Consider the following 20605-nt stretch of genomic DNA (forward strand, 5'->3'; position numbering starts at 1 on the left):
TGTTTTAGCGCAAATCCCTGTCAGAAAAAACAGGCTATAAGTAAGTGTTCTCATGATTAAGTAAAGAGACGTCAGAACTGTCAATGACGTAAATCGAAACCAAATAGGGTACTATTCCCTATTTGGTTAATACCAATATCTAGTTATAATTCTTCATGATTCGCCTTATCTGTAGAATTGACTTCTCTTAACAAATACCAGCAGAAATATATTAGTACTAATATTCCAACAAATAACAATACCCATAAGGTAATCGTCAACCAGTTAAAACTACCGTCAACCACTTCCGTTATAGTTAGCCTATCTACACCACCCAACTCAATGATTGTATTATCAAGAAATAGCTGAGGATAATTTGTCATTAACTCATCAACGCTATCTGGTTTCCCTACAAGCTGGCTTGTGGTCAATTCATCAAAACTAGCTTGTTTATTCCCCCAAACAAGTAAATACGGAGCGGGACCTTGCAAATTAAAAATAAGGTTATAAGCATCTCGTTTTCCCGTTAGCCTTGGTGGCTGATCTTCCCAACTCCCTTTGAGGGCTGAGATTCTTACTTTCCCTACCATTTCACCATAGAGCGCTGTGCTCGGATTGCTGATTAAATCACCATCTATTGTTTGATTATATGCAACAATGTTAGTGAGTAATTTCCAGCTTTCACCTCTATCAGATGAATACTCTATTTTTAGTGGGATCACGCGGTTTGATTGTTGCAATTGTATTTGTAATTCACTCAGTGGCTGTGCTCTTGGTAATTGATAGATTATATGATCTTTTGAAACACCATCATTCGTCATCTCAAAATGAAATAGTTCTTGACGATAAGTTGAATTAAGCACGCTAGAGGTCGCATTGACCTTTAATAAGTCAGGTATAACAATATCTGGACCACTTACTATTACAGCCATAAGATAAGGTGCATTCAATGCCTTTGAGTTGCCATTTAATAACTCAATATTATTGCTTGCAATAGTTTCTGAATTTAACTTCAAATTCATAATCGGCTGATTTGTTGCTATATTTAGCCAATTTTCTTTGTCGTCACTGGCAAAAACAAATACCTTTGCCTGCCATTCTTTCTCGCTTTTAGCCCAGTCTAATACTAGGTTTTTAATTGGCGTATCTTTAGTTTGACTTTGATTTTTCGTTAATAAATAAGCCTGATAAGCCACGTTGTCTTTAACTTGCATACTAGGCAACTCAATTCTATTCACTTTGCCAGGGATAGATTCTACTAATAGATGTTGCTTTTCTCTACGCACATCATCATGGGAGTTAACGCTATCAACCTGAGTGACCAAACGCTGTGGTGTAAAAATGATCTTTTCATTTGAAACGGATTTTTCCGTATCTGAAAATAATACTGAAGGTATTTCATTACCAGTACCATTAAAGACTCGAACATCTTGCAACGTTTTGGGGTACGCTGAGTTCATATACGCATTTACGGGAAGCTCTAACCAGTAAAAAGGAGCCGATGAATCAAGCACATTTATTTCTGAGCCTTGATAAAAACTATAAGGAGTAACCTCTTCTACTGCCTCTGCATTCAAATGACTTGAAAACAATAATGACAATGAGAAGACTGCAATGAACCTTACTAGTCCTGTATTTTTAATTAAACTCATGGTTGTATCTCCTTTTCAACTTTCCCTTTTGTATCTTTTGGTGGTAATGGCGAAAAATACCCAACAATTAAAATTAATAATGCAACACCAATAAAAGAAATTGCACGAGAAATACCACCTTGCCCGTATATATCAATTAAGAATAACTTGGCAATAACACAAGCAAAAATACCAGCCCCCATAAACCACCAAATTCGATTTTTCTTAATAGAGGCAATAATAATACAGACTAAGGCAGCCAGTGCCCAACTGATAGAAAGTACAGTTTGCACTAAGCGTGAATCATAAAGTGTGTCATAGTTCCAATTTAGCTCAGCAAAATCTGCTATTGCACGAATTAAAATACCGTTAAACCAATAAGCAGAAAGTGCAATTGTGACTACTAACAAACTACGTAAAACCCAAAAGTTAACCGCTGTTACTTTACGTATTTTTTGAGAAAGCCCTTTACGTATTAAAACTAACGTAGCGATACTAAATAACCCAGCTTCATCTAATGGATTGATTAGCGGTATATAATTCCAAAATGTCAATTTACCATCTTCTAAATTAGCATAGCCGGACAATATAATTAGCCCGATAGCAACAGGAGTCATCGAATACCAATAAATCAGTCCATTACGTTTCATCGGCGGCATTCTATTTTGTTGTAGCCAATAGAGAACAATAACAGTTAGCGTTATGGCCATGACATAAATAAAATATCCCATTTCGTGCATGCCCCAAGGTAAAATGGAGACGAACCAATTCACTTGAGTGGCAATAAACGCAAGAATTAGCCATAAATTGGCGCTATGGAGTATTCTTTGCATCCAACGGTCACGAAGCTTATATGCATGAATAACAAATAAAATAGAACTACCTAAAACAACTGGCCATATGAGAGAACCTTCACCACGCCCCATTGGGTTTTGGTCGTTTAAGAAATCTAAACCAAGATAATAATAACCTGCAATCCATAGAATAGACTGGCAAAGTAGCAAAGGTACCCAATTAATATAGATAGCATATAAACGCCAGAACCAAACTGAAATAACAACCAAGACTAGAATAATAAAGCCTTCAGACTCACGGCTCCATGATAAAATATCAGTAAATAACGGTAACCAGCACAACCAAGTCACCAAACCAATAATTAAGAAACCATAACTAAATAAAGTAAAGTTACTGTCTTCTTTACGTCGAATATGGAAAAGCCCACCAGCCATAAAGCAGGCTATTAATAGCACAGGAACCATATAAGTACTACTACGACTCCAATATAAATAAGGATAATCACTTAACAAAGTGATTGCGCTAATAACAATTAATAACGAGCCGATAGCCGCCATTTTTTTCTGGTTTTGCTGTAAACCGAACCAGAGGATTAACAACCCTTCTAATGACCAAATAATCGAGGTCCACTCAAATGTTAGCGCTAATGGAATAGCTAAAGTGATAAACCCAGCACCGATAATAATATTTGCTAACGCCATATTCTTGCCAGCGGATTTATAGCGTTTATGCACTTGTAAACCAGTAATCAGATATAACAAACCTACTATCAGTGAAATAAAGGCTGGCAGTAAACCTTCCCCTTCTGAAATAAAGAATTGAAGTGCAATACTGATAAAAGGAGGGACAAATAGAAGTGTATTATCAACAACCAATTGCTTACTATGTTCAAAGCGTAGTGAGAATAGCTGTGTTAAGGCATTAAATACCACTAAATTAGCGATAATAAAAAGTTGGCAAGATAAATAATAGTCTGACTGGTAATTATCTAGCCCCCATAAAATGGCAACACCATAAGTCATCACCATACCAACTAAATTTAAAGGTCGCCAAGCTTGCCACACACTAATAACTAAGATACCAATTGATAACATCAAATAATAAGAAAATAAAACAACATGGCTTCCACCGCCAGTCGAAAGCAATATAGGTGCTAAATACCCACCTATCGATGCAAGAACAGCTAAACTAATTGTGCGTTGCAATAATGCCAAAGCAATACTTGCCGCGCAAATAAGTAACATAAAGGCAAATGCCATCCCATAAGGCATCATCGTATACAGTTTAAAGGCAGCAAAAATAGTGATATACAAGCAACCAATTGCCCCCCCTTGTAAAATCAACCCAAATAATGCCTTTTTATTCCGTAGCCACCAGCCAGTACCTAATAAAGCTAAGCACCCTACTGCGCTGAAGATTAAACGCATTTGAGGTGAAATAATTTCATTTTGCACACTGTAATTCAGCAAATATGCGACACCTAGGAATAACAGTAGGATACCAATTTTAGCTACCGGGTTTCCTTTCATTAACCAACTAAAGAAATGATTGAATATTGATTTATCGTCACTGGCAGTATTTTGCTTTGTCTCAGGTTTATTTTGATTAAACCGATTTGCGTCTACTCGCTGTGCTTGCGTGTTATCAAACCTATTCGGATTGATACTTTCATTACTTAAAGGATGATTAAGGGAATTTTCATGGGTAGTTTGTTCCCTCATGAGAGGCGAGTTTTCTGTATCCGATAAATCATGCTCTTTTTCAACTGGCAGACAAGTCACATGGCTCATTGAGGAAATTTCTTGCTGTTTGTCTTGTTTAGCATCAACACCCGAAAGAGATTCGCTCCCCTCTTGCTCTATGTGCGTATTTTGTATTTCATCTAAACCTGATTGGGAAGACGTCACACTATCGACAGATATACTTGGCGTGTATTTAGCGTTTAAAAGCTGGGCTTCTAATGAAGAAACCTTCTGATTTAACAGCGAAATTTGGTACTGCATCCGACCTGTTCGATTGATGGCAATGATAGCAAGTATCGGAGCTAGCACTAGCAGGAAAACGAATACAAGTCCTATTAGTATCCAAGTGTCCACAAATAGGTTTCCTCATAAAAAAATTCACAATTTAGAATCTGGAAAATAAAGGCTGTGATTACTGCTAGTGTAGATAGCATTGATCCCCTTGCCAACCAAATGTAATAAACTGTTACAAAATAATTCATTACATCCTGCTTTAGGTATACTCCTGGTAAAAGAAACAATACCTTTCTTTGATGATTTATTAATACTCTCATTAGTCATTTTAGTAACTAAGAAAACCCTTAATCATCGTTTAATGACTATTTCGCTCATAAAAAAACAAACAATTGATTAAGCGCCTATATTTTTTTGATATTCTGTTTTTGATACTCATAATAGTACTAATAAAATTTTATTAGTACTATTATTTTTATTATGTTATGTATACAACACCTTTAACATCAATATATTAATTGAATAATTACTATCCTTAAATGATTATAGTTATTTAAAATTACATTAATTAGTTTCTTTATTAAACATTGCTAAAAACATATGTTCTTTAATTTAAATAAAAGTAACCACAAGGGAAAATATTAACTGTCATTTTACTGATTTTTATAAAGCAAAACCTACCGAAAAATATCAGGAGAGTTTTTAATGCTAATTCACATTATACTTGCCGCTTTAGGGCCCATAGTTCTTGGATTAGCCGTTGGTTGGCTATCGGGTAAATATGGATTTATCAAACGAGAGTATTCCCAAGCCTTTGCTGACTTTGTGGTTAAAATAGCATTACCGTTTGCATTATTTCTTGCAGCCGCACAAGCACCGCCTTCAGTATTACTCAATATTGACTATTTATTAGCGCTAGCCGTAGGACTAATTGCAACGTATGTGATTGGTTTTATTTTTGGTAAGTTTATTTTTCGCCACACTAAAAAAGATGCGGCTATGCAAGCATTATCGGTGTCTTTTCCTGATATGGCCTACTGTGGGCCACCTGTATTACTTGCAACTGTCGGGTCATCAGGCTTGATAGCTATGGTATTAGGTAACCTGATTTATACCGTTATTATTATCCCATTTACTCTATTAATGATCAGCGGATCACGGCAAGGTAACAGTATCTTAAAATCAGTTGGTAAAGCCATTGCTCAACCCTTAGTTTTTCTCCCTATTCTAGGCGCAATACTAGCTATTTTAGGTGTTAAATTACCTGAAATATTACAAAACTCGGTAAACGAATTGGGCAAAACCGCGGGCGGAGTCGCTCTATTCTTCCTTGGTCTGCTCCTTTCAGGGATCAAACTTACAATTAGTAAGGAAATTATATTTAACGTCTTTATTAAAAATTTTGTTCAAGCCGCGCTCATTTTAGGCACTGGACTCGCCTTAGGTTTACAAGATGATTTACTTAAAGCCGCGTTTATCATTGGTGTACTACCCACGGCGACCGCAGTTCCCGCATTGGCAATTAGCAACCAAGCCTATACTGAAACCTCAGCAGGAACCGTGTTATTAAGTACATTAGCTGCCTTAATTTCGATTATCGGTGGTATCACTATCGTCGAAATGCTTTAATTATCAAATAAATAGTCGCCTATATTTAGGCGACTATTTCATTATGGCGCCAAATTCTCTGATGATTTAATCACCCATTATTTGCCAGACAGATCACAAAAAACGTATCATAGTGATAAGTACTTTTCTTTTATACATCTGGGATATGAACAAAAAATGAAAATTAGTGATGAGTTAGCTTCTGCTATCGCTTCCGTTACCGAGGTTGCAGCAGTGGCTGCCTTCGATTGGGTGGGAAAACAAGATAAAAACGCCGCAGATAAAGCCGCTGTAGAAGCGATGAGAAATCGGCTAAATGAAATTGATTTTCACGGTAAAATTGTCATTGGTGAAGGTGAAATCGACGACGCTCCCATGTTATATATTGGTGAACAAGTTGGCAAAAAGTCAGGTTCGATTGGCTTAGATATTGCGGTAGATCCTATCGATGGAACACGTATGGTAGCATGTAATGAAAAAAATGCCATTGCCGTACTTGCCGCGGCTCCAACAGGAACACTACTTCAAGCACCTGATATGTATATGGAAAAACTTGTTGTTGGGGCTGCCGCTAAAGGGGCCGTTCATCTGGCAAATCCCCTAGAAAAAAATTTAGAATTCCTTTCTTCTGCACTTAATAAGCCCATTTCAAATCTTTCAATCGCAGTACTTGATAAACCTCGCCATCAACATATTATTAAAACTATCCGTAGTTTTGGTGCTAATGTGATTACCATCCCTGATGGTGATGTCCTCGCCTCATTACTTACTATCCTTCCTGAACATCCCATTGATATGATGTATGGAACTGGCGGCGCTCCTGAAGGCATTATCAGTGCAGCTATCGCTCGTGCTTTAGGCGGTGATATGCAAGCAAGACTAATTTCGCGAGATAAAGCCAAAGGAGATAGCGAAGAAAATAAACAACTCGCGGCACAAGAAATATTGCGCTGTCAACAAATGGGGTTAGAAATTGGTGAAGTGCTATCTTTAGACCAGATGGTGAGTACTTCTGATGTCATATTTGCCGCCACAGCTATCACACCAACCATCTTGATGGATGGTGTATCAATAGATGCGTACAGCCGTATTTCAAATACCATTTTGGTCAATGGTAGTGACCGCTCGCTAAAACTGATTAATAATCGCTATTTTAATTAATACGTCTATTACCGTATGTCACATATATCAAAAGGGCTTTTTAGCCCTTTTGATTACTGCGATTTAAGATGAAAATTAACGCTCAAGAGTCATACGATTTAACATCGGAGCGGTTAAAACCATCAAAATTGCAATCACACCAGTCACTAAACCAATCTTCAAGAATACGTCACTGTACACAGCCAAAGATTCGACTTTGCTGGTAAGTTCACCTTCTGGTGCTGCTGCCATTGAAGCAACGTACCCTGCAATAAATGCGGCCGCTGAGTTTGTTAAGAACCATGCGCCCATAATAAAGCCCATTAAACGCTGTGGAACTAACTGAGCTACCATCGCAAGACCAAGGCCTGAGATCATCAGCTCACCAATACTTTGGAAACCGTAACAAATAACCAGCCATTCAACAGAAACAATCCCCGCTTCATTTGCAAATTTTGCACCTAATGGCAAAACTAAGAATGCAGCAGAACATAACAACATACCAATCGCGAATTTATGTGGCATTGGTAAGTTATCGCCCATTTTATTATAAATCGCGGCTAAAATTGGGCTTCCAATCATGATCCATAATGGATTCAGAGCTTGGTATTGTGCGGGTTCAATAGAAAAACCAAAAACTTCATGTTCTACGTTATGTAATGCAAAAAAGTTTAATGATGTCGGCATTTGACTATAAAGAACGAAGAATACTATCGCTTCAAGCATTAAAATTAATGCAACAATCATTCGACGGCGAGCCGTACCTTTCAGTGCTAATGTTTCTTTGATAAAGATAACTAGAATACCCAAAGAAATAATCGCTAATGCTGTACGAGCAATACCGAGGTTATGCAATAGCCATGTAGAAATCGCGATTAATGCAATAACCCCTGCTACTGTAGCAACTAATCTTGAAAGAACAACAGGAGCAAAGTCAGGTTTTGAGCCATGTTGAGAAACCCATTTTTTACACATATAGAAGTTAATCAATGTGATAATCAGGCCCACAACACTAAGAGAGAACGCGACATCCCAACCATAATGTTTTGCTAACCATGGCGTTGCAATCATTGAGAAGAATGAACCAATATTAACGGACATATAATACATGGTAAATGCGCCGTCTAACCGTGGGTCATCTTTTTCATAGCAGGTCGATAAGAGTGATGATGGATTCGCTTTAAATAAACCATTACCAACTGCAATGGTTGCTAAACCAACATAGACCATCGATACATCATGCCCTGAGAAAGCAACAAATGCATACCCTGCAATCAGAGTGATTGTTCCAAGGACAATGACACGTTTTGTTCCAAGGACTTTATCCCCTAACCAACCGCCAACTGCAACAAAGCCATAAACTAATGCTGCAAACGCTGAGAAAAGTGTAATTGATTCTGTTTCTGACATACCCAGCACTTGGCTTAGGTATATTGGAAGGATCCCTTGAAGACCGTAGTAACCAAAACGTTCCCAGAGCTCGATAGAAAAAATAAGATAGAATGAGCGAGGTTGCTTAAACGCGTTAAGACTAACTTCCTCTTTGTTATTTGTTGTGGACACAAGTTACCTCTAGTACAACCTGTACATATGCAAAAAAACCACGGAACGCTCTATGCGCTCTCGCATTGTTATGATCTCAAGAATTCAAAGTTGAAAAGATTCACTTTTGGTAGGAGGAGTATCATTCCCTGACCTCAAAACAAACAAAACTGTGTGTAGACTTGTTTATGGATCTCAAACATAAATTCAATGAGTTAAAGCATATTTGATTATTTATTCAACATTAACTGACAGATAACCCGCCAAGAACCCAATAATCAATTAAGCCATATACGTTATTTATGCACCAAAATTAAAGAATTAGCTAGTATTAATTACTACTTGAATTGAATTTAATCGTGATTTACTTCAATTTTTTACAAAATTGCCAAATTATTATCGATTACTAATTAGTCATTTGTTTATTAAATGTTAAGAATATTATTCTATAGTGAAACTATAACGCCCTATTTATAACCCTATGATTTATTGCTGTAAGCATTATGGGAAACTAAAAATATCCATAACAAATGAGCACTTTTTTCTTTTATGATAAGAAAGGATTTAGAGAATAGCAGCTGAATAGACATTCAAACTGGAATTTTGGATAAAAAAAAGCCCAGTAACAAACTGGGCATAATGCATTCTACTCAAGGATCTTTTGCTAAATTCAAACTATCACTACGTAGGTGCATTATTACATTACTTCGTGTAAAGAAATGAATGATGAGGGTAAATATATGAATGTTTACGCAAGCAAACAGTATATAGATACTAATAAGACTGGCTAAGAAGGAAAAAAGTTCATCTTTTTTTAAAATTTTTATCTGTTCTTTGCCCAATGTGCTAATAGCAATAATTAACCATTTGATTTATTAGAATTAATATAAAATATCTTTCATATCATTGCAGGAACTTATCTAACAAGATAACGTAGCCATTAAGAGCTTAGTCCAAAGGATGTCATGTGAAAAAAATATTTTTATTGTGTTTTGTCTTTATTAACGTATTTTTCCTCCCTGCTTTTGCAGAAGAAACAACGCCACTAATAAATGAAAAAACGCTAATTGCACTTGCGGAACAAGGCCAAGCCGAAGCTCAATTTAACTTAGGAATGTTTTATCAGTCTCATCAACAGTTTGACCAAGCTTTACATTGGTACCTTCTTTCTGCCAATCAAGGCTTTACAAAAGCACAAATTAACCTTGGCCTGATGTACCAGCAAGGAACTGGGGTAGAGCTAGATGAAAAACAAATGCTGCATTGGATGAAAATAGCAGCCGAAAGTGGTGACCCTATTGGCCAGATGAATATGGCCGAATATACCTTATATGGCATCAATGATTTATTAGAGAAAAACCCAGAAGAAGCTGAACGGTGGCTAAAAAAAGCGGCTGAACAACATTTTCAACCTGCGATGCTCACCCTCGCCTATTGGTATGAAGAGGGAAAAGCTATCACAAAAGCCCCGCAAAAAGCCCAAAAAATATATCTTGCTCTTGCGGAAGAAAACCATCCACAAGCGCTGTATTTATTAGGCTACCAAGCAGCAGTAGGTATGTATGACAAGGTAAACTACCCTCTCGCGTTTCAATATTTTACCCGTGCCGCAGAATTGGGCTTTTCCCCCGCTCAAAACAGCTTAGGTATGTTGTACTTAACTGGACAAGGTACCAAAAAAGATATCCAATCAGCTATAAAGTGGCTAACCCTAGCTGCTGAACAAGGTGAAGCTTCAGCTCAATTTAATGTCGCGCTTATCTATGCGCGCGGCGATGGTATCAAAGCCGACCAAGCAAAAGCCTGTCACTGGTTTATCAAAGCCGCTCAGCAAAATAGTGCCGATGCGCAATATGCAGCAGGAGCTTGCTACCAATATGGTATGGGTGTTGAGGCCGATGATAAAAAAGCCCTACGCTGGTATCAACTCGCAGCCGCTAAAGGCCATGAGCGGGCTGAAAAGAAAGTGTTAATTTTAAAAAACCAGCAGCAATAAACTCTATTTTTCCAACTTACTGTTGTACCACTGATATAAGTAAGATACAGAAAATCTGCATTGTTTATAACCAATGCAGAGCTTCTATCGATATATACTATTAATTCAAACACTCACAACTTGGCGCGGTAAATCCGTTGCGGTCGGCCAACTTTGCCATACTCAATTTCGGCTTCAATTTTATCTTTTGCTAAACAATACTCCAAATAACGTCTCGCGGTAGTACGACTGAGTTTGATGGTTTCAGCAATACTTTCCGCCGTATATTGCACATCAGGTTCAGTAAACAACGCGAGTATTTTTTCAAGTGTAATGATATCAATACCTGTTGGAAGTTCTTCCTTTGATTCCCCTCTCGCATAAGTATTAAACATATCGTCAATTTTACTTTGATTGGTTTTGCTATTTTCCTGTACAACAGATTTACGTTGAATATACCTATCCAATGTTTGGCCTAAACGTTCATAAGCAATTGGCTTCACTAAATAGTCAAAAACACCTAAACGAATAGCTTCAGAGACTGTGTCCATATCACTTGCGGCCGTCGTAAATACAATGTCTGCATTATTTCTTTCTTGTATTAACTCATGAACTAGGTCAATGCCTTTTCCATCAGGTAAATAGTTGTCTAACAAGATAAGATCTGGCTTCATGTATTCAATCATTTTTCTCGCTTCCGCAAGATTACCTGCAAGCCAAACTTTGTCACATGCAGGATAGGCTTTTATATATTCGCTGTGCATTTCGGCAAGCAGCAACTCATCTTCCACTATGAGGATTTTTATCTTGATCATTTTATATCTTCACTTTCGGAATAAAAATTGAAAATACTGTACCATGCGGTTGATTTTCTTCAATAATCACTGCACCATTACAGCGTTTAACATAAGATGCAACGAGATATAACCCGATACCATGACTATCTGCTATATCTGTTTTCGTTGTGACACCACGCTCAAACCATTTGTCTTGAATTTCTGACGGGAAACCACATCCCTGATCAGCGACTTCAATGACAATCTCCTTTCCTTCATCTGAAAGGTATAACTCAACTTGCTTATTACCCTGATTATTTTTCAAACTTGCTTCAAATGCATTATCGAGTAGATTACCCAAAATGGCACAAAATTCAGTACTATTTAATGAATCAGGTAATTCATGTAACTGACTACCCGCAGTAAATTTTAATTGTAAGCCTAGTTCTTTGGCTCGGTGGTGTTTACCAAATAATAAACCAGCAACTTGCTTATCAAAAAACTGTCCACGGAGTGTATCAATTAATTGTTGCTGAGATTCTGACTCCCCTTTAATTAGCGCCAACGCTTGGTCATATTCTTTCATTTGCAATAAACCGCTTAATGTTGACATCCAATTAAGGTGCTCGTGCCGTAACGTACGTAAACTTTCTATATATTGGCGAACTTGAGTCAACTGAGAGTTTAGCGATTCAATATCATTTTGGCTACGAAAGCTAATGACCGCCCCCACAAGATGTTCCCCATCACGAATGGCCACCCGGTTTGCAATCACGTTTAGGCCATTAAATTCGCAAATCACATCATGTTTAGTCGTTTCAATATCGGTAATAAAAAAGTCGGCTGGCGAGATATGCTCCGACACAAAAGTCCCTGTTAACTGCCCCAGCGGCTTGCTTAGAGATAACATTTTCCGGGCATTAGAGTTAATATTAATAATCTGCCCTTGTATATTCACTGCGATAACACCTTCAAAAACAGCTTCAAATATCCCTTTTTGTACTAAGACTAATTGGGTTATTTCCTCAGGTTCCATACCCAACATTTGTTTTTGAATTAAACGTGAAAATGCCCATGATAAGAAGAGCAATATAATCAGTATCCCTAAAAAAGTGGCTCCTGTTTGTACAAATAACTCACTGAGTGATGTTTCTATTTTGTTGGATAGATAGCCAATAGAAACAACACCGATCACTTTACCTTGCTCATCAAAAATGGGTGTTTTTGCTCTAACAGCATTCCCCATTGAACCTTCGCCATTGATAAAATAGCTTTCCCCTTTCTCTAAGGCTCCTGGTTTGTTCCACTGCATTTGAAAACCAATTTTTTGACTATTTGGGTGATACAAACGAATCGAATTTTCATCACCAATAACAACATAATCGTAGTTAGAATCTTGGTTTAGTTTATCAGCAATAACCTTCAACCCAGGAATATCTCTATACTTTACGGATTGAACAACACCATCAATAGAAGCAATCAGCTTTGCTTGGCTCATTGCTAACGATTGAATGTTCGCAATCAATCGATTTTCAGCTGTGTCCGTAAAATATTTACCCAGCCCGAGAGTTAAAAAAACAGAAACTATTAATAACAGAAAAAATACTCGTACTGAAAATGAAACTGAATTTACTTTTTTCAATGAGGAGAACGTATATTCTTTTTTCATGTTATATCTCGTTACTGGCTGAAAAGTAAAAATTTTGTTAACTCAAAAATGGTAGGATAACCGATAAATCGGATTCAAGCCAAAGATATAATACACATATTAATAATTAAACACATTAAAACCAAGCAATAAAAAACATATTCAATAATTAAAAACTTTAAAACCATTAAACAAATACAATCTCATTTGAGAAACATGAAATAGGTCAAATATATTAAATACAGTATCTTTAATATAAATATCAGAGAGGGTAATTAAATAAAAATTTATATTTGTTTTTATAAAAACAACCTAAGAGAATTTATTTAATTAACTTTAACATTAGCAACATTTTAAAAACATCTCTAAATGAGATGCAGGATACTATTATGTTCGAAAACATAACGTTTAACCAAGTAAAACGTCATGAGAACAGGAAACTTGCTGAAATAACTCAGTTTTTAAAGGAAAACGATTTAGAACTTGATTCAAGTATTGACGTTTTTATTACGATTTCTCGCAATGAAAAATTAATTGCGTGTGGAGGATTAGCAAAAAATGTTATTAAATGCGTTGCTATTAGCGATGATGCTCGAGGTGAAGGCCTTGCATTAAAATTAGCAACAGAACTGGTTAATCTTGCTTACGAAAATAATACAACTCATTTATTTATTTATACCAAATTTCAAAATGAAAGCTTATTCCAACAATGTGGTTTTCATACCATTGCCACAGTTCCTGATATTATGGTATTGATGGAAAATAGTTGCTGTTATCTAAAACGTTATATCGAAAGTTTAAAAGCACAACGTAAGGAAGGAAAAAAAATTGGCTCAATCGTTATGAATGCCAACCCCTTCACTCTTGGGCATCGTTATTTAATAGAGCAAGCTGCGAAGGCCTGTGATTGGCTACATCTATTTGTTGTCAAAGAAGATACCTCACGTTTTCCTTATAAAGTTAGATTAAATTTAATTGAAGCAGGAACCAAAGGAATAGAAAATCTTACTATTCATAAAGGTTCGGAATATATTATTTCTCGAGCGACTTTTCCTTGTTACTTTATTAAAGATAAAACAGTTGCTAATAACTGTTATACCGAAATCGATATTAAGATTTTTCGTCAATATATTGCCCCTGCTTTAGGGATAACCCATCGATTCGTAGGCTCGGAACCTTTTTGCCAAGTCACCAACCAATATAACCAAGACATGCGCTTTTGGTTAAAAACCGATGCTATGAATTTTCCACCTATAGAACTCATTGAATTTCCGCGAACAATCATCAATGGAACGGCTGTTTCTGCCTCACAAGTTAGACGATTGCTCGCTAAAAAAGATCTTGCGGCGATTAAGCCGATTGTGCCTGAGGCAACCTATCAATATTTACAAGAGATGGTCGCCAATCAAGTCGCATCTGCTCAAAGCCACACCGAAAGTTCTGAATTAGCCATAGGTGAAATATGAAGATAAAGCACGCAGCAGTAGCTGGCACACTTGAATCAAGTGATGTCATGGTTCGCATAGAGCCACTAGAAGACACTCAAGAGGTCTCAATACAAATTACCAGTAGTGTTGAAAAACAGTTTGGGGATGCTATCGCAAAAATCGTACAAGAAGTTATCCAGCAACATGATATTCAAGGGGCACAAATCATTGTAGATGATAAAGGTGCACTAGAATGCGTACTCAAAGCTCGCTTAGAAGCCTTATTGGCTCGCGCTTGTGATATCGACTATCTGCCTTGGGAGGATAAGTAATGACTCCAGAACAAAAATCACGCACACGCAGAAGTATGCTGTTTGTTCCCGGCTCTAATGCAGCTATGTTGAGCAATTCCTTTATTTATAAAGCGGATGCTTTAATGTTCGACCTTGAGGACTCCGTCACTTTGCGCGAAAAAGATACGGCTCGTCGCTTGGTTTACCATGCATTGCAGCACCCGCTTTATCAAGATATTGAAACCATTGTACGGGTCAATGCATTAGATTCCGCTTTTGGTGTTGCTGACCTTGAAGCCGTTGTTCGCGGTGGTGCGGATATCGTCCGCCTTCCTAAAACGGATACGGCACAAGATGTTATTGATATTGAAAGTGAAATCTTGCGTATAGAAAAAAGCTGTGGCCGCGAAGAAGGCAGCACAGGTTTGCTAGCCGCTATTGAATCACCAATGGGCATCACTCAAGCTGTGAATATTGCTCATTCATCACCAAGACTTATAGGCATCGCATTAGGTGCCGAGGACTATGTCCGCAATTTGCGCACCGAGCGGTCTCCAGACGGCGTAGAACTCCTCTATGCTCGGTGCGCCATTTTACAAGCCGCTCGATCAGCAGGTATTCAAGCGTTTGATACCGTTTATTCTGATGCTAATAATGAAGAAGGTTTCCTACGCGAAGCCGCTCACATTAAACAGCTCGGCTTTGATGGCAAATCATTAATTAACCCAAGACAAATTGAGTTACTTCATAATTTATATGCACCAACTCAAAAAGAAGTCGACCATGCGCAGCGTGTTGTTGAAGCCGCTGATGCCGCAGCCCTTGAAGGTAAAGGCGTAGTTTCATTGAACGGAAAAATGGTCGATGGCCCAGTTATTGACAGAGCTCGCCTCGTATTATCACGAGCAGCATTATCAGGAATTCGGGAAGAGTGAGGCAATAAAAATGACAAATAATACTCAGCGCCAGGCTCGCGTATCAGCCTACTTACAACCAAATACTGACGATGTACTACGTGAATTTAAAGATATTGGTAAAGTACAACAGCAGGTACAAAAGCCGAGAAATCGCAAATTGTGTGATGACTTGCAAGTCGCTATTCGCCGTTCTGGTCTTAAAGACGGTATGACCATTTCTTTCCATCACGCCTTTCGTGGTGGAGACCTTACGGTCAATATGGTGATGCAAGTCATTGCAGAGATGGGCTTTCGCAACTTAACACTTGCATCCAGTTCATTAAGTGCTTGCCATTCACCACTTGTTGAACATATTCGTCATGGGGTTATTCGTAAAATTTATACCTCTGGTATCCGAGGCCCGCTCGCTGAAGCCATTTCACGTGGTGAGTTAGAAGAACCCGTACAAATCCATTCGCATGGTGGAAGAGCCAATCTAATTCATAGCGGTGAGCTAGTTATTGATGTGGCATTTATTGGCGTGCCATCATGTGATGAATACGGTAATGCAAACGGATATACCGGAACGGCCTGCTGTGGCTCTTTAGGTTATGCCAAAATTGACGCTGAAACTGCGAAAAAAGTGGTGATGTTAACGGAAGAGATACGCGATTACCCCCATAACCCATCCAGTATTAAACAAGATGAAGTCGATTATATCGTCAAAGTTAAACGCGTGGGTGATGCGGATAAAATCGGGGCAGATGCAACTCGTATGACATCGAACCCTCGTGAACTTCTGATTGCGCGTACCGCAGCGGATGTTATCGAAAAATCCGGTTATTTCAAAGATGGTTTCTCATTACAAACCGGTACTGGTGGCGCCTCTTTGGCCGTTACTCGCTTCCTTGAAGATAAAATGAGACGCCATAACATTCAAGCTGGTTTCGCACTTGGCGGTATTACCTCAACTATCGTTGATTTACATGAAAAAGGGTTAATTCGCAAATTATTAGATGTTCAAAGCTTTGATAAAGCGGCAGCTGAATCACTTGCTCGCAACCCGAATCATATTGAAATCAGTGCTAACCAATATGCCTGTTTTGATTCGAAAGGTGCTTCCGTTGATATGCTTGATGTCGTCGTACTCAGTGCGTTAGAAATCGATACACGCTTTAATGTCAATGTGTTAACAGGGTCTGACGGTGTTATTCGTGGTGCATCTGGAGGTCATAGTGATACTGCTGTAGCCTCAAAACTGTCAATTATTGTTGCTCCGCTTGTCCGAGGACGTATTCCAACGTTAGTGGATGAAGTTCTCACTTGTGTTACACCAGGTTCCAGTGTCGATATTCTTGTCACTGACCATGGTATTACGGTTAACCCTGCACGCCCTGAATTAAAACAGCAACTTGAAAGCCAAGGTATTAAAACCGTTTCAATGAGCTGGTTAAGAGAGCGAGCACAATTATTAACCGGTACTCCTAACCCAATTGAATTTACAGATAAAGCTGTTGCGGTTGTCCGTTATCGTGATGGTTCAATCATTGATGTTGTTCATCAAGTGAAGGAGTAAATATGTTTTACCCACTGCCTGATACTCAAGAGCAATTTGAAATTTCTTTACCTGAACTGTTGGATAGCCGTGATGCCCGTCAGGCTCGCCAACAAGCATGGATTGGTCTCCATCAGGTAACCTTGATTTCATTTACTGTCGTTTTTCCTGGAGCTGTCAAAGACAATTCTCTTGTTAGACATGTGTTTAATCAGGGCTTAAATGCGCTTGAACAAATTGCTTCATGCGGGCAGTGGGTGTTTTTATCACAACAATCTTGGGCATTCAAAACGGGGCCGGAATGCTTGGTCGCCGTTGATGGTGATGCTATCGAGATAAAAAAAGCGTTAATTCACCTAGAAGGATCGTCTGCTGTTGGTCGGTTATGGGATTTTGATGTGTTTGATGCGAATGGACAGCAATATTCGCGATCTCAATTAAATTTTCCACCAAGACGATGCTTAATTTGTGAAAATGAAGCAAAAGTTTGTGCTCGTCAACGGACACATTCATTGGTTGAGATACTTGATCGTATCGAGGAGTTAGCAAATGCAACCTATTAAACAACTCAGCCATATCAATGAAAAATTAACTCGCTATTACAGCCAATTAGCATGGCAAGCGATGTTGGCCGAAGTGAATTTAACCCCTAAGCCCGGGTTAGTTGATAAACACAATACCGGTGCCCATAAAGATATGGCACTGACTGACTTTCATTTAAGTGCCAATGCCATCGCGACACATTTTCCACGATTTTTACAGGCAGGCGCTCAATATAAAAATTGCCCTATAGCGCAGCTATTACCTTACATTCGCCCTATTGGAATGGATTGCGAAAGGTCGATGTTCCGTGCAACCAAAGGCGTTAATACCCATAAAGGCAGTATTTTTTCCTTAGGTTTAGTCTTAACCGCAATAGGCCGTTTGATTGCACAACAACAATGTGTCTCACCGGAAAATGTCAGCTTATTGGTTGCTAGTATGTGTAAGGGAATTACCAATGAACTTAAACAAAAAACCGAAAAACCCACCGCAGGCCAGCGTTTATATCAGAGCCATGGGCTAACGGGTGCAAGAGGTGAAGCCGAAGGCGGTTACTCGTTAGTAATCAAACATTCACTTCCTTATTATTTACAGCAACTCGCTAAAGGCAAACTAGCCGATATTGCCCTACTTGATACCTTGATTCTATTAATGAGCCTGAATGACGATACGAATATTGTCAACCGTGGGGGTGTCAACGGCTTAGCATGGGTAAAACAACGGGCGGAACAGTTATTAATTGCTGGTATCAATACCCGTGATGACTTAGTTAAAGTTAAACATTTTGATAATGAATGTATTCAGCTAAATGTGAGCCCAGGGGGAAGTGCAGACTTATTAATTCTAACTTGGTTCTTTGCGCGATTACCCAATCATTCTTTTATTTAACATTAAGTGATTTTTTAATTCTAATAAAATAGGAATAATTTAAAAAATAAAAAAATTTAACCAAATAAAAACCAATTAACTATTTAACTAAATTATATACCTTAGGGTGAATTACTAATGAAGAATTAAAATCATTTTATTCACTCAAGATACAGCCATATTTAAAATATCGTCATTTTAACAAATTCCTAATATTAAAGTTCATTCAATTTAATATTAAATAAATTTAATATTGATTTAATCAAGGAAATTGGCTTATGCAAAAAGAAAAAATATGGAAGCTATTCGTGTTAATAGCCATTCCAATTATTATTGCTTTAATACCAACACCAGCGGGTCTACCACATATTGCGTGGTTGCTATTCGGTCTTTATCTTGCCGCCATTGTTGGGCTGGTACTTAAACCATATTCAGAGCCTGTTATTTTATTAGCCACGATTGCTGCAAGTGCGGTAATTATTGGGGTAACGGGTACTAAAGATGTCAAAGCAAGCGAAGTTTTAAGCGGATATGCATCCGGTACGACATGGCTTGTATTTGCTGCATTTACTCTGAGTGCTGCCTTTGTTATTACTGGTTTAGGTAAACGTCTTTCTTATATTTTGATTGGTAAATTAGGCGGTACAACATTAGGGCTCGGTTATGTAACCGCAATCCTTGATTTAATTATCGCTCCTGCGACGCCATCGAATACAGCACGTGCTGGGGGAATTGTTTTCCCAATTATCAATAGTGTGGCCGTTGCTTTAGGGTCTGATCCAGAAAAAAGCCCACGTAAAGCAGGTCACTACCTCCTCGTCAACGTGTATATGGTGACCAAAACCACCAGCTATATGTTCTTGACAGCAATGGCGCCGAATGCACTCGCCCTTGCCATGATGAGTGACATTATGGGCATCCATTTAAGTTGGGGCGGATGGGCACTTGCCGCCTCTGTACCGGGTTTAATCATGCTGATTTTGACGCCGTTAATGATCTACAAACTGTATCCGCCTGAGTTGAAAAAGGTGAATAACAAAGAGATCGCAGCTAAAGGCCTTGAAGATTTAGGCCCAATGACTATGCGTGAAAAATTGCTGGGGATTGTCTTTGTTATCGCGCTGTGCGGCTGGATTTTCTCTGACCTTATCGGTGTTAGCGCGTCTAGCGTCGCGATTGCGGTCATGGCATTAACCCTGATCCTCGGTGTTGTAACTTGGGATGACGTACTGAAGAATAAAGGCGGCTGGAATACCCTGATTTGGTACGGTGGTATTATCAGTATGTCAGGCGTACTCACAAAAGCAGGCTTCTTCAAGTGGCTCGCAGATACCATGAGCCAATACCTTTCTTTCGGTGACCAAGCGATGCTGGCGTTCTTTGTCATCATGTTCATCAGTGTTGCCATTCGCTACTTATTCGCCTCTGGTGGTGCCTACGTTGCAGCCATGGTGCCGGTATTTGCTACTGTAGGTATGGTTGCAGGGGCTCCTCCGATGTTGCTCGCTCTGGGCTTACTGTTCTCGAATGCTTATGGCGGAAGCGTAACGCACTATGGTGGTGCAGCAGCACCTATCGTATTCGGTGCAGGTTATAACGATATCCGTTCTTGGTGGATCATCGGCGGGTTAGTGGCCTTCATTAGTTTATTCATTCACATGACTATCGGTTTAGGTTGGTGGGAAATTTTAATTAGTACTGGATTAATTTAATTCTTCGTCAATAAACCGACACGACGGGCACAATCATGATTGTGCCCTATTTAACAACAAAATTATTAATTTCTCGCTGTTCCAGAGTTATTTGCAGTCTTGGCGCTATAACGTGAACTTTATTGGAGCAACCTTAATTCAGACTTAAGTTTACCCTAATAATATGAGTTAGGTTTACCGTAATAATACTTGACGGGTTTAACCTAATCGAATTCATAGGGTTACCTAATAATATTAAGTCA

Annotated in this window: 15 protein-coding genes; 10 read left to right on the plus strand and 5 right to left on the minus strand. The window is 38.4% G+C overall.

Translation table 11 applies throughout. The features are described 5' to 3' along the window. Positions 1 to 143 precede the first annotated feature (143 nt). Together PR834_RS15935 and PR834_RS15940 are read right to left on the minus strand one after the other, a co-directional pair. Complete coding sequence (locus PR834_RS15935; protein ID WP_272525625.1) at positions 144 to 1631, minus strand: DUF3999 family protein; 1488 nt, start codon at positions 1629 to 1631, stop codon at positions 144 to 146. Continuing rightward, positions 1628 to 4501, minus strand: a complete 2874-nt coding sequence (locus PR834_RS15940) for a DUF2339 domain-containing protein (RefSeq protein ID WP_272525624.1) — start codon at positions 4499 to 4501, stop codon at positions 1628 to 1630. The genes PR834_RS15935 and PR834_RS15940 overlap by 4 nt, the downstream gene beginning before the upstream one ends. 585 nt (positions 4502 to 5086) lie before the next feature. On the opposite strand from PR834_RS15940, the gene PR834_RS15945 reads away from it, so the two are divergent. Continuing rightward, a complete protein-coding gene (locus tag PR834_RS15945) occupies positions 5087 to 6010 on the plus strand; it encodes an AEC family transporter (RefSeq protein WP_272536773.1) in 924 nt (307 codons plus the stop codon). Positions 6011 to 6172: 162 nt separating this feature from the next. After that, a complete protein-coding gene (gene glpX, locus PR834_RS15950; RefSeq protein ID WP_377145956.1) occupies positions 6173 to 7150 on the plus strand; it encodes a class II fructose-bisphosphatase in 978 nt (325 codons plus the stop codon). Between the two features lie 75 nt (positions 7151 to 7225). Here the strand turns inward: glpX and dtpA are convergent, their stop codons facing one another. After that, complete coding sequence (dtpA, locus tag PR834_RS15955) at positions 7226 to 8692, minus strand: dipeptide/tripeptide permease DtpA (RefSeq protein ID WP_094961215.1); 1467 nt, start codon at positions 8690 to 8692, stop codon at positions 7226 to 7228. Positions 8693 to 9638: 946 nt separating this feature from the next. Here dtpA and PR834_RS15960 point away from each other — a divergent pair. Next, positions 9639 to 10667 (plus strand): tetratricopeptide repeat protein, encoded by a 1029-nt coding sequence (locus PR834_RS15960; RefSeq protein ID WP_094961214.1) that lies wholly within the window; start codon positions 9639 to 9641, stop codon positions 10665 to 10667. Between the two features lie 113 nt (positions 10668 to 10780). Here PR834_RS15960 and dpiA read toward each other — a convergent pair whose 3' ends face one another. Both dpiA and dpiB read right to left on the minus strand, forming a co-directional pair. Further along, positions 10781 to 11461 (minus strand): two-component response regulator DpiA, encoded by a 681-nt coding sequence (gene dpiA / locus PR834_RS15965; RefSeq protein ID WP_004263346.1) that lies wholly within the window; start codon positions 11459 to 11461, stop codon positions 10781 to 10783. A gap of 1 nt (position 11462) precedes the next feature. Continuing rightward, entirely contained in the window at positions 11463 to 13091 is a 1629-nt protein-coding gene (dpiB, locus tag PR834_RS15970) for a sensor histidine kinase DpiB (RefSeq protein ID WP_094961213.1), read from the minus strand. 368 nt (positions 13092 to 13459) lie between these two features. Here dpiB and citC point away from each other — a divergent pair, with 368 nt between their 5' ends. The 7 genes from citC to PR834_RS16005 all read left to right on the plus strand — a co-directional run bounded on the left by citC (position 13460) and on the right by PR834_RS16005 (position 20363). After that, complete coding sequence (gene citC, locus PR834_RS15975) at positions 13460 to 14536, plus strand: [citrate (pro-3S)-lyase] ligase (protein WP_164560979.1); 1077 nt, start codon at positions 13460 to 13462, stop codon at positions 14534 to 14536. Then, positions 14533 to 14829, plus strand: coding sequence for a citrate lyase acyl carrier protein (citD, locus tag PR834_RS15980; RefSeq protein ID WP_004255457.1), 297 nt, complete (start codon positions 14533 to 14535; stop codon positions 14827 to 14829). Before citC ends, citD begins: the two co-directional genes overlap by 4 nt. Beyond that, a complete protein-coding gene (gene citE, locus PR834_RS15985) occupies positions 14829 to 15725 on the plus strand; it encodes a citrate (pro-3S)-lyase subunit beta (RefSeq protein ID WP_004255459.1) in 897 nt (298 codons plus the stop codon). Before citD ends, citE begins: the two co-directional genes overlap by 1 nt. Positions 15726 to 15735: 10 nt before the next feature. Continuing rightward, entirely contained in the window at positions 15736 to 17262 is a 1527-nt protein-coding gene (gene citF, locus PR834_RS15990) for a citrate lyase subunit alpha (protein WP_112307467.1), read from the plus strand. 2 nt (positions 17263 to 17264) lie between these two features. Beyond that, positions 17265 to 17804, plus strand: coding sequence for a citrate lyase holo-[acyl-carrier protein] synthase (citX, locus tag PR834_RS15995; RefSeq protein ID WP_110591571.1), 540 nt, complete (start codon positions 17265 to 17267; stop codon positions 17802 to 17804). Then, entirely contained in the window at positions 17791 to 18672 is an 882-nt protein-coding gene (gene citG / locus PR834_RS16000) for a triphosphoribosyl-dephospho-CoA synthase CitG (protein ID WP_094961209.1), read from the plus strand. The genes citX and citG overlap by 14 nt, the downstream gene beginning before the upstream one ends. A gap of 257 nt (positions 18673 to 18929) precedes the next feature. Next, positions 18930 to 20363, plus strand: coding sequence for an anion permease (locus tag PR834_RS16005; protein ID WP_272536774.1), 1434 nt, complete (start codon positions 18930 to 18932; stop codon positions 20361 to 20363). Positions 20364 to 20605: the final 242 nt, after the last annotated feature.

The organism is Providencia sp. PROV182 (assembly GCF_028480325.1).
GTDB classification, from domain to species: Bacteria; Pseudomonadota; Gammaproteobacteria; order Enterobacterales; family Enterobacteriaceae; genus Providencia; species Providencia hangzhouensis.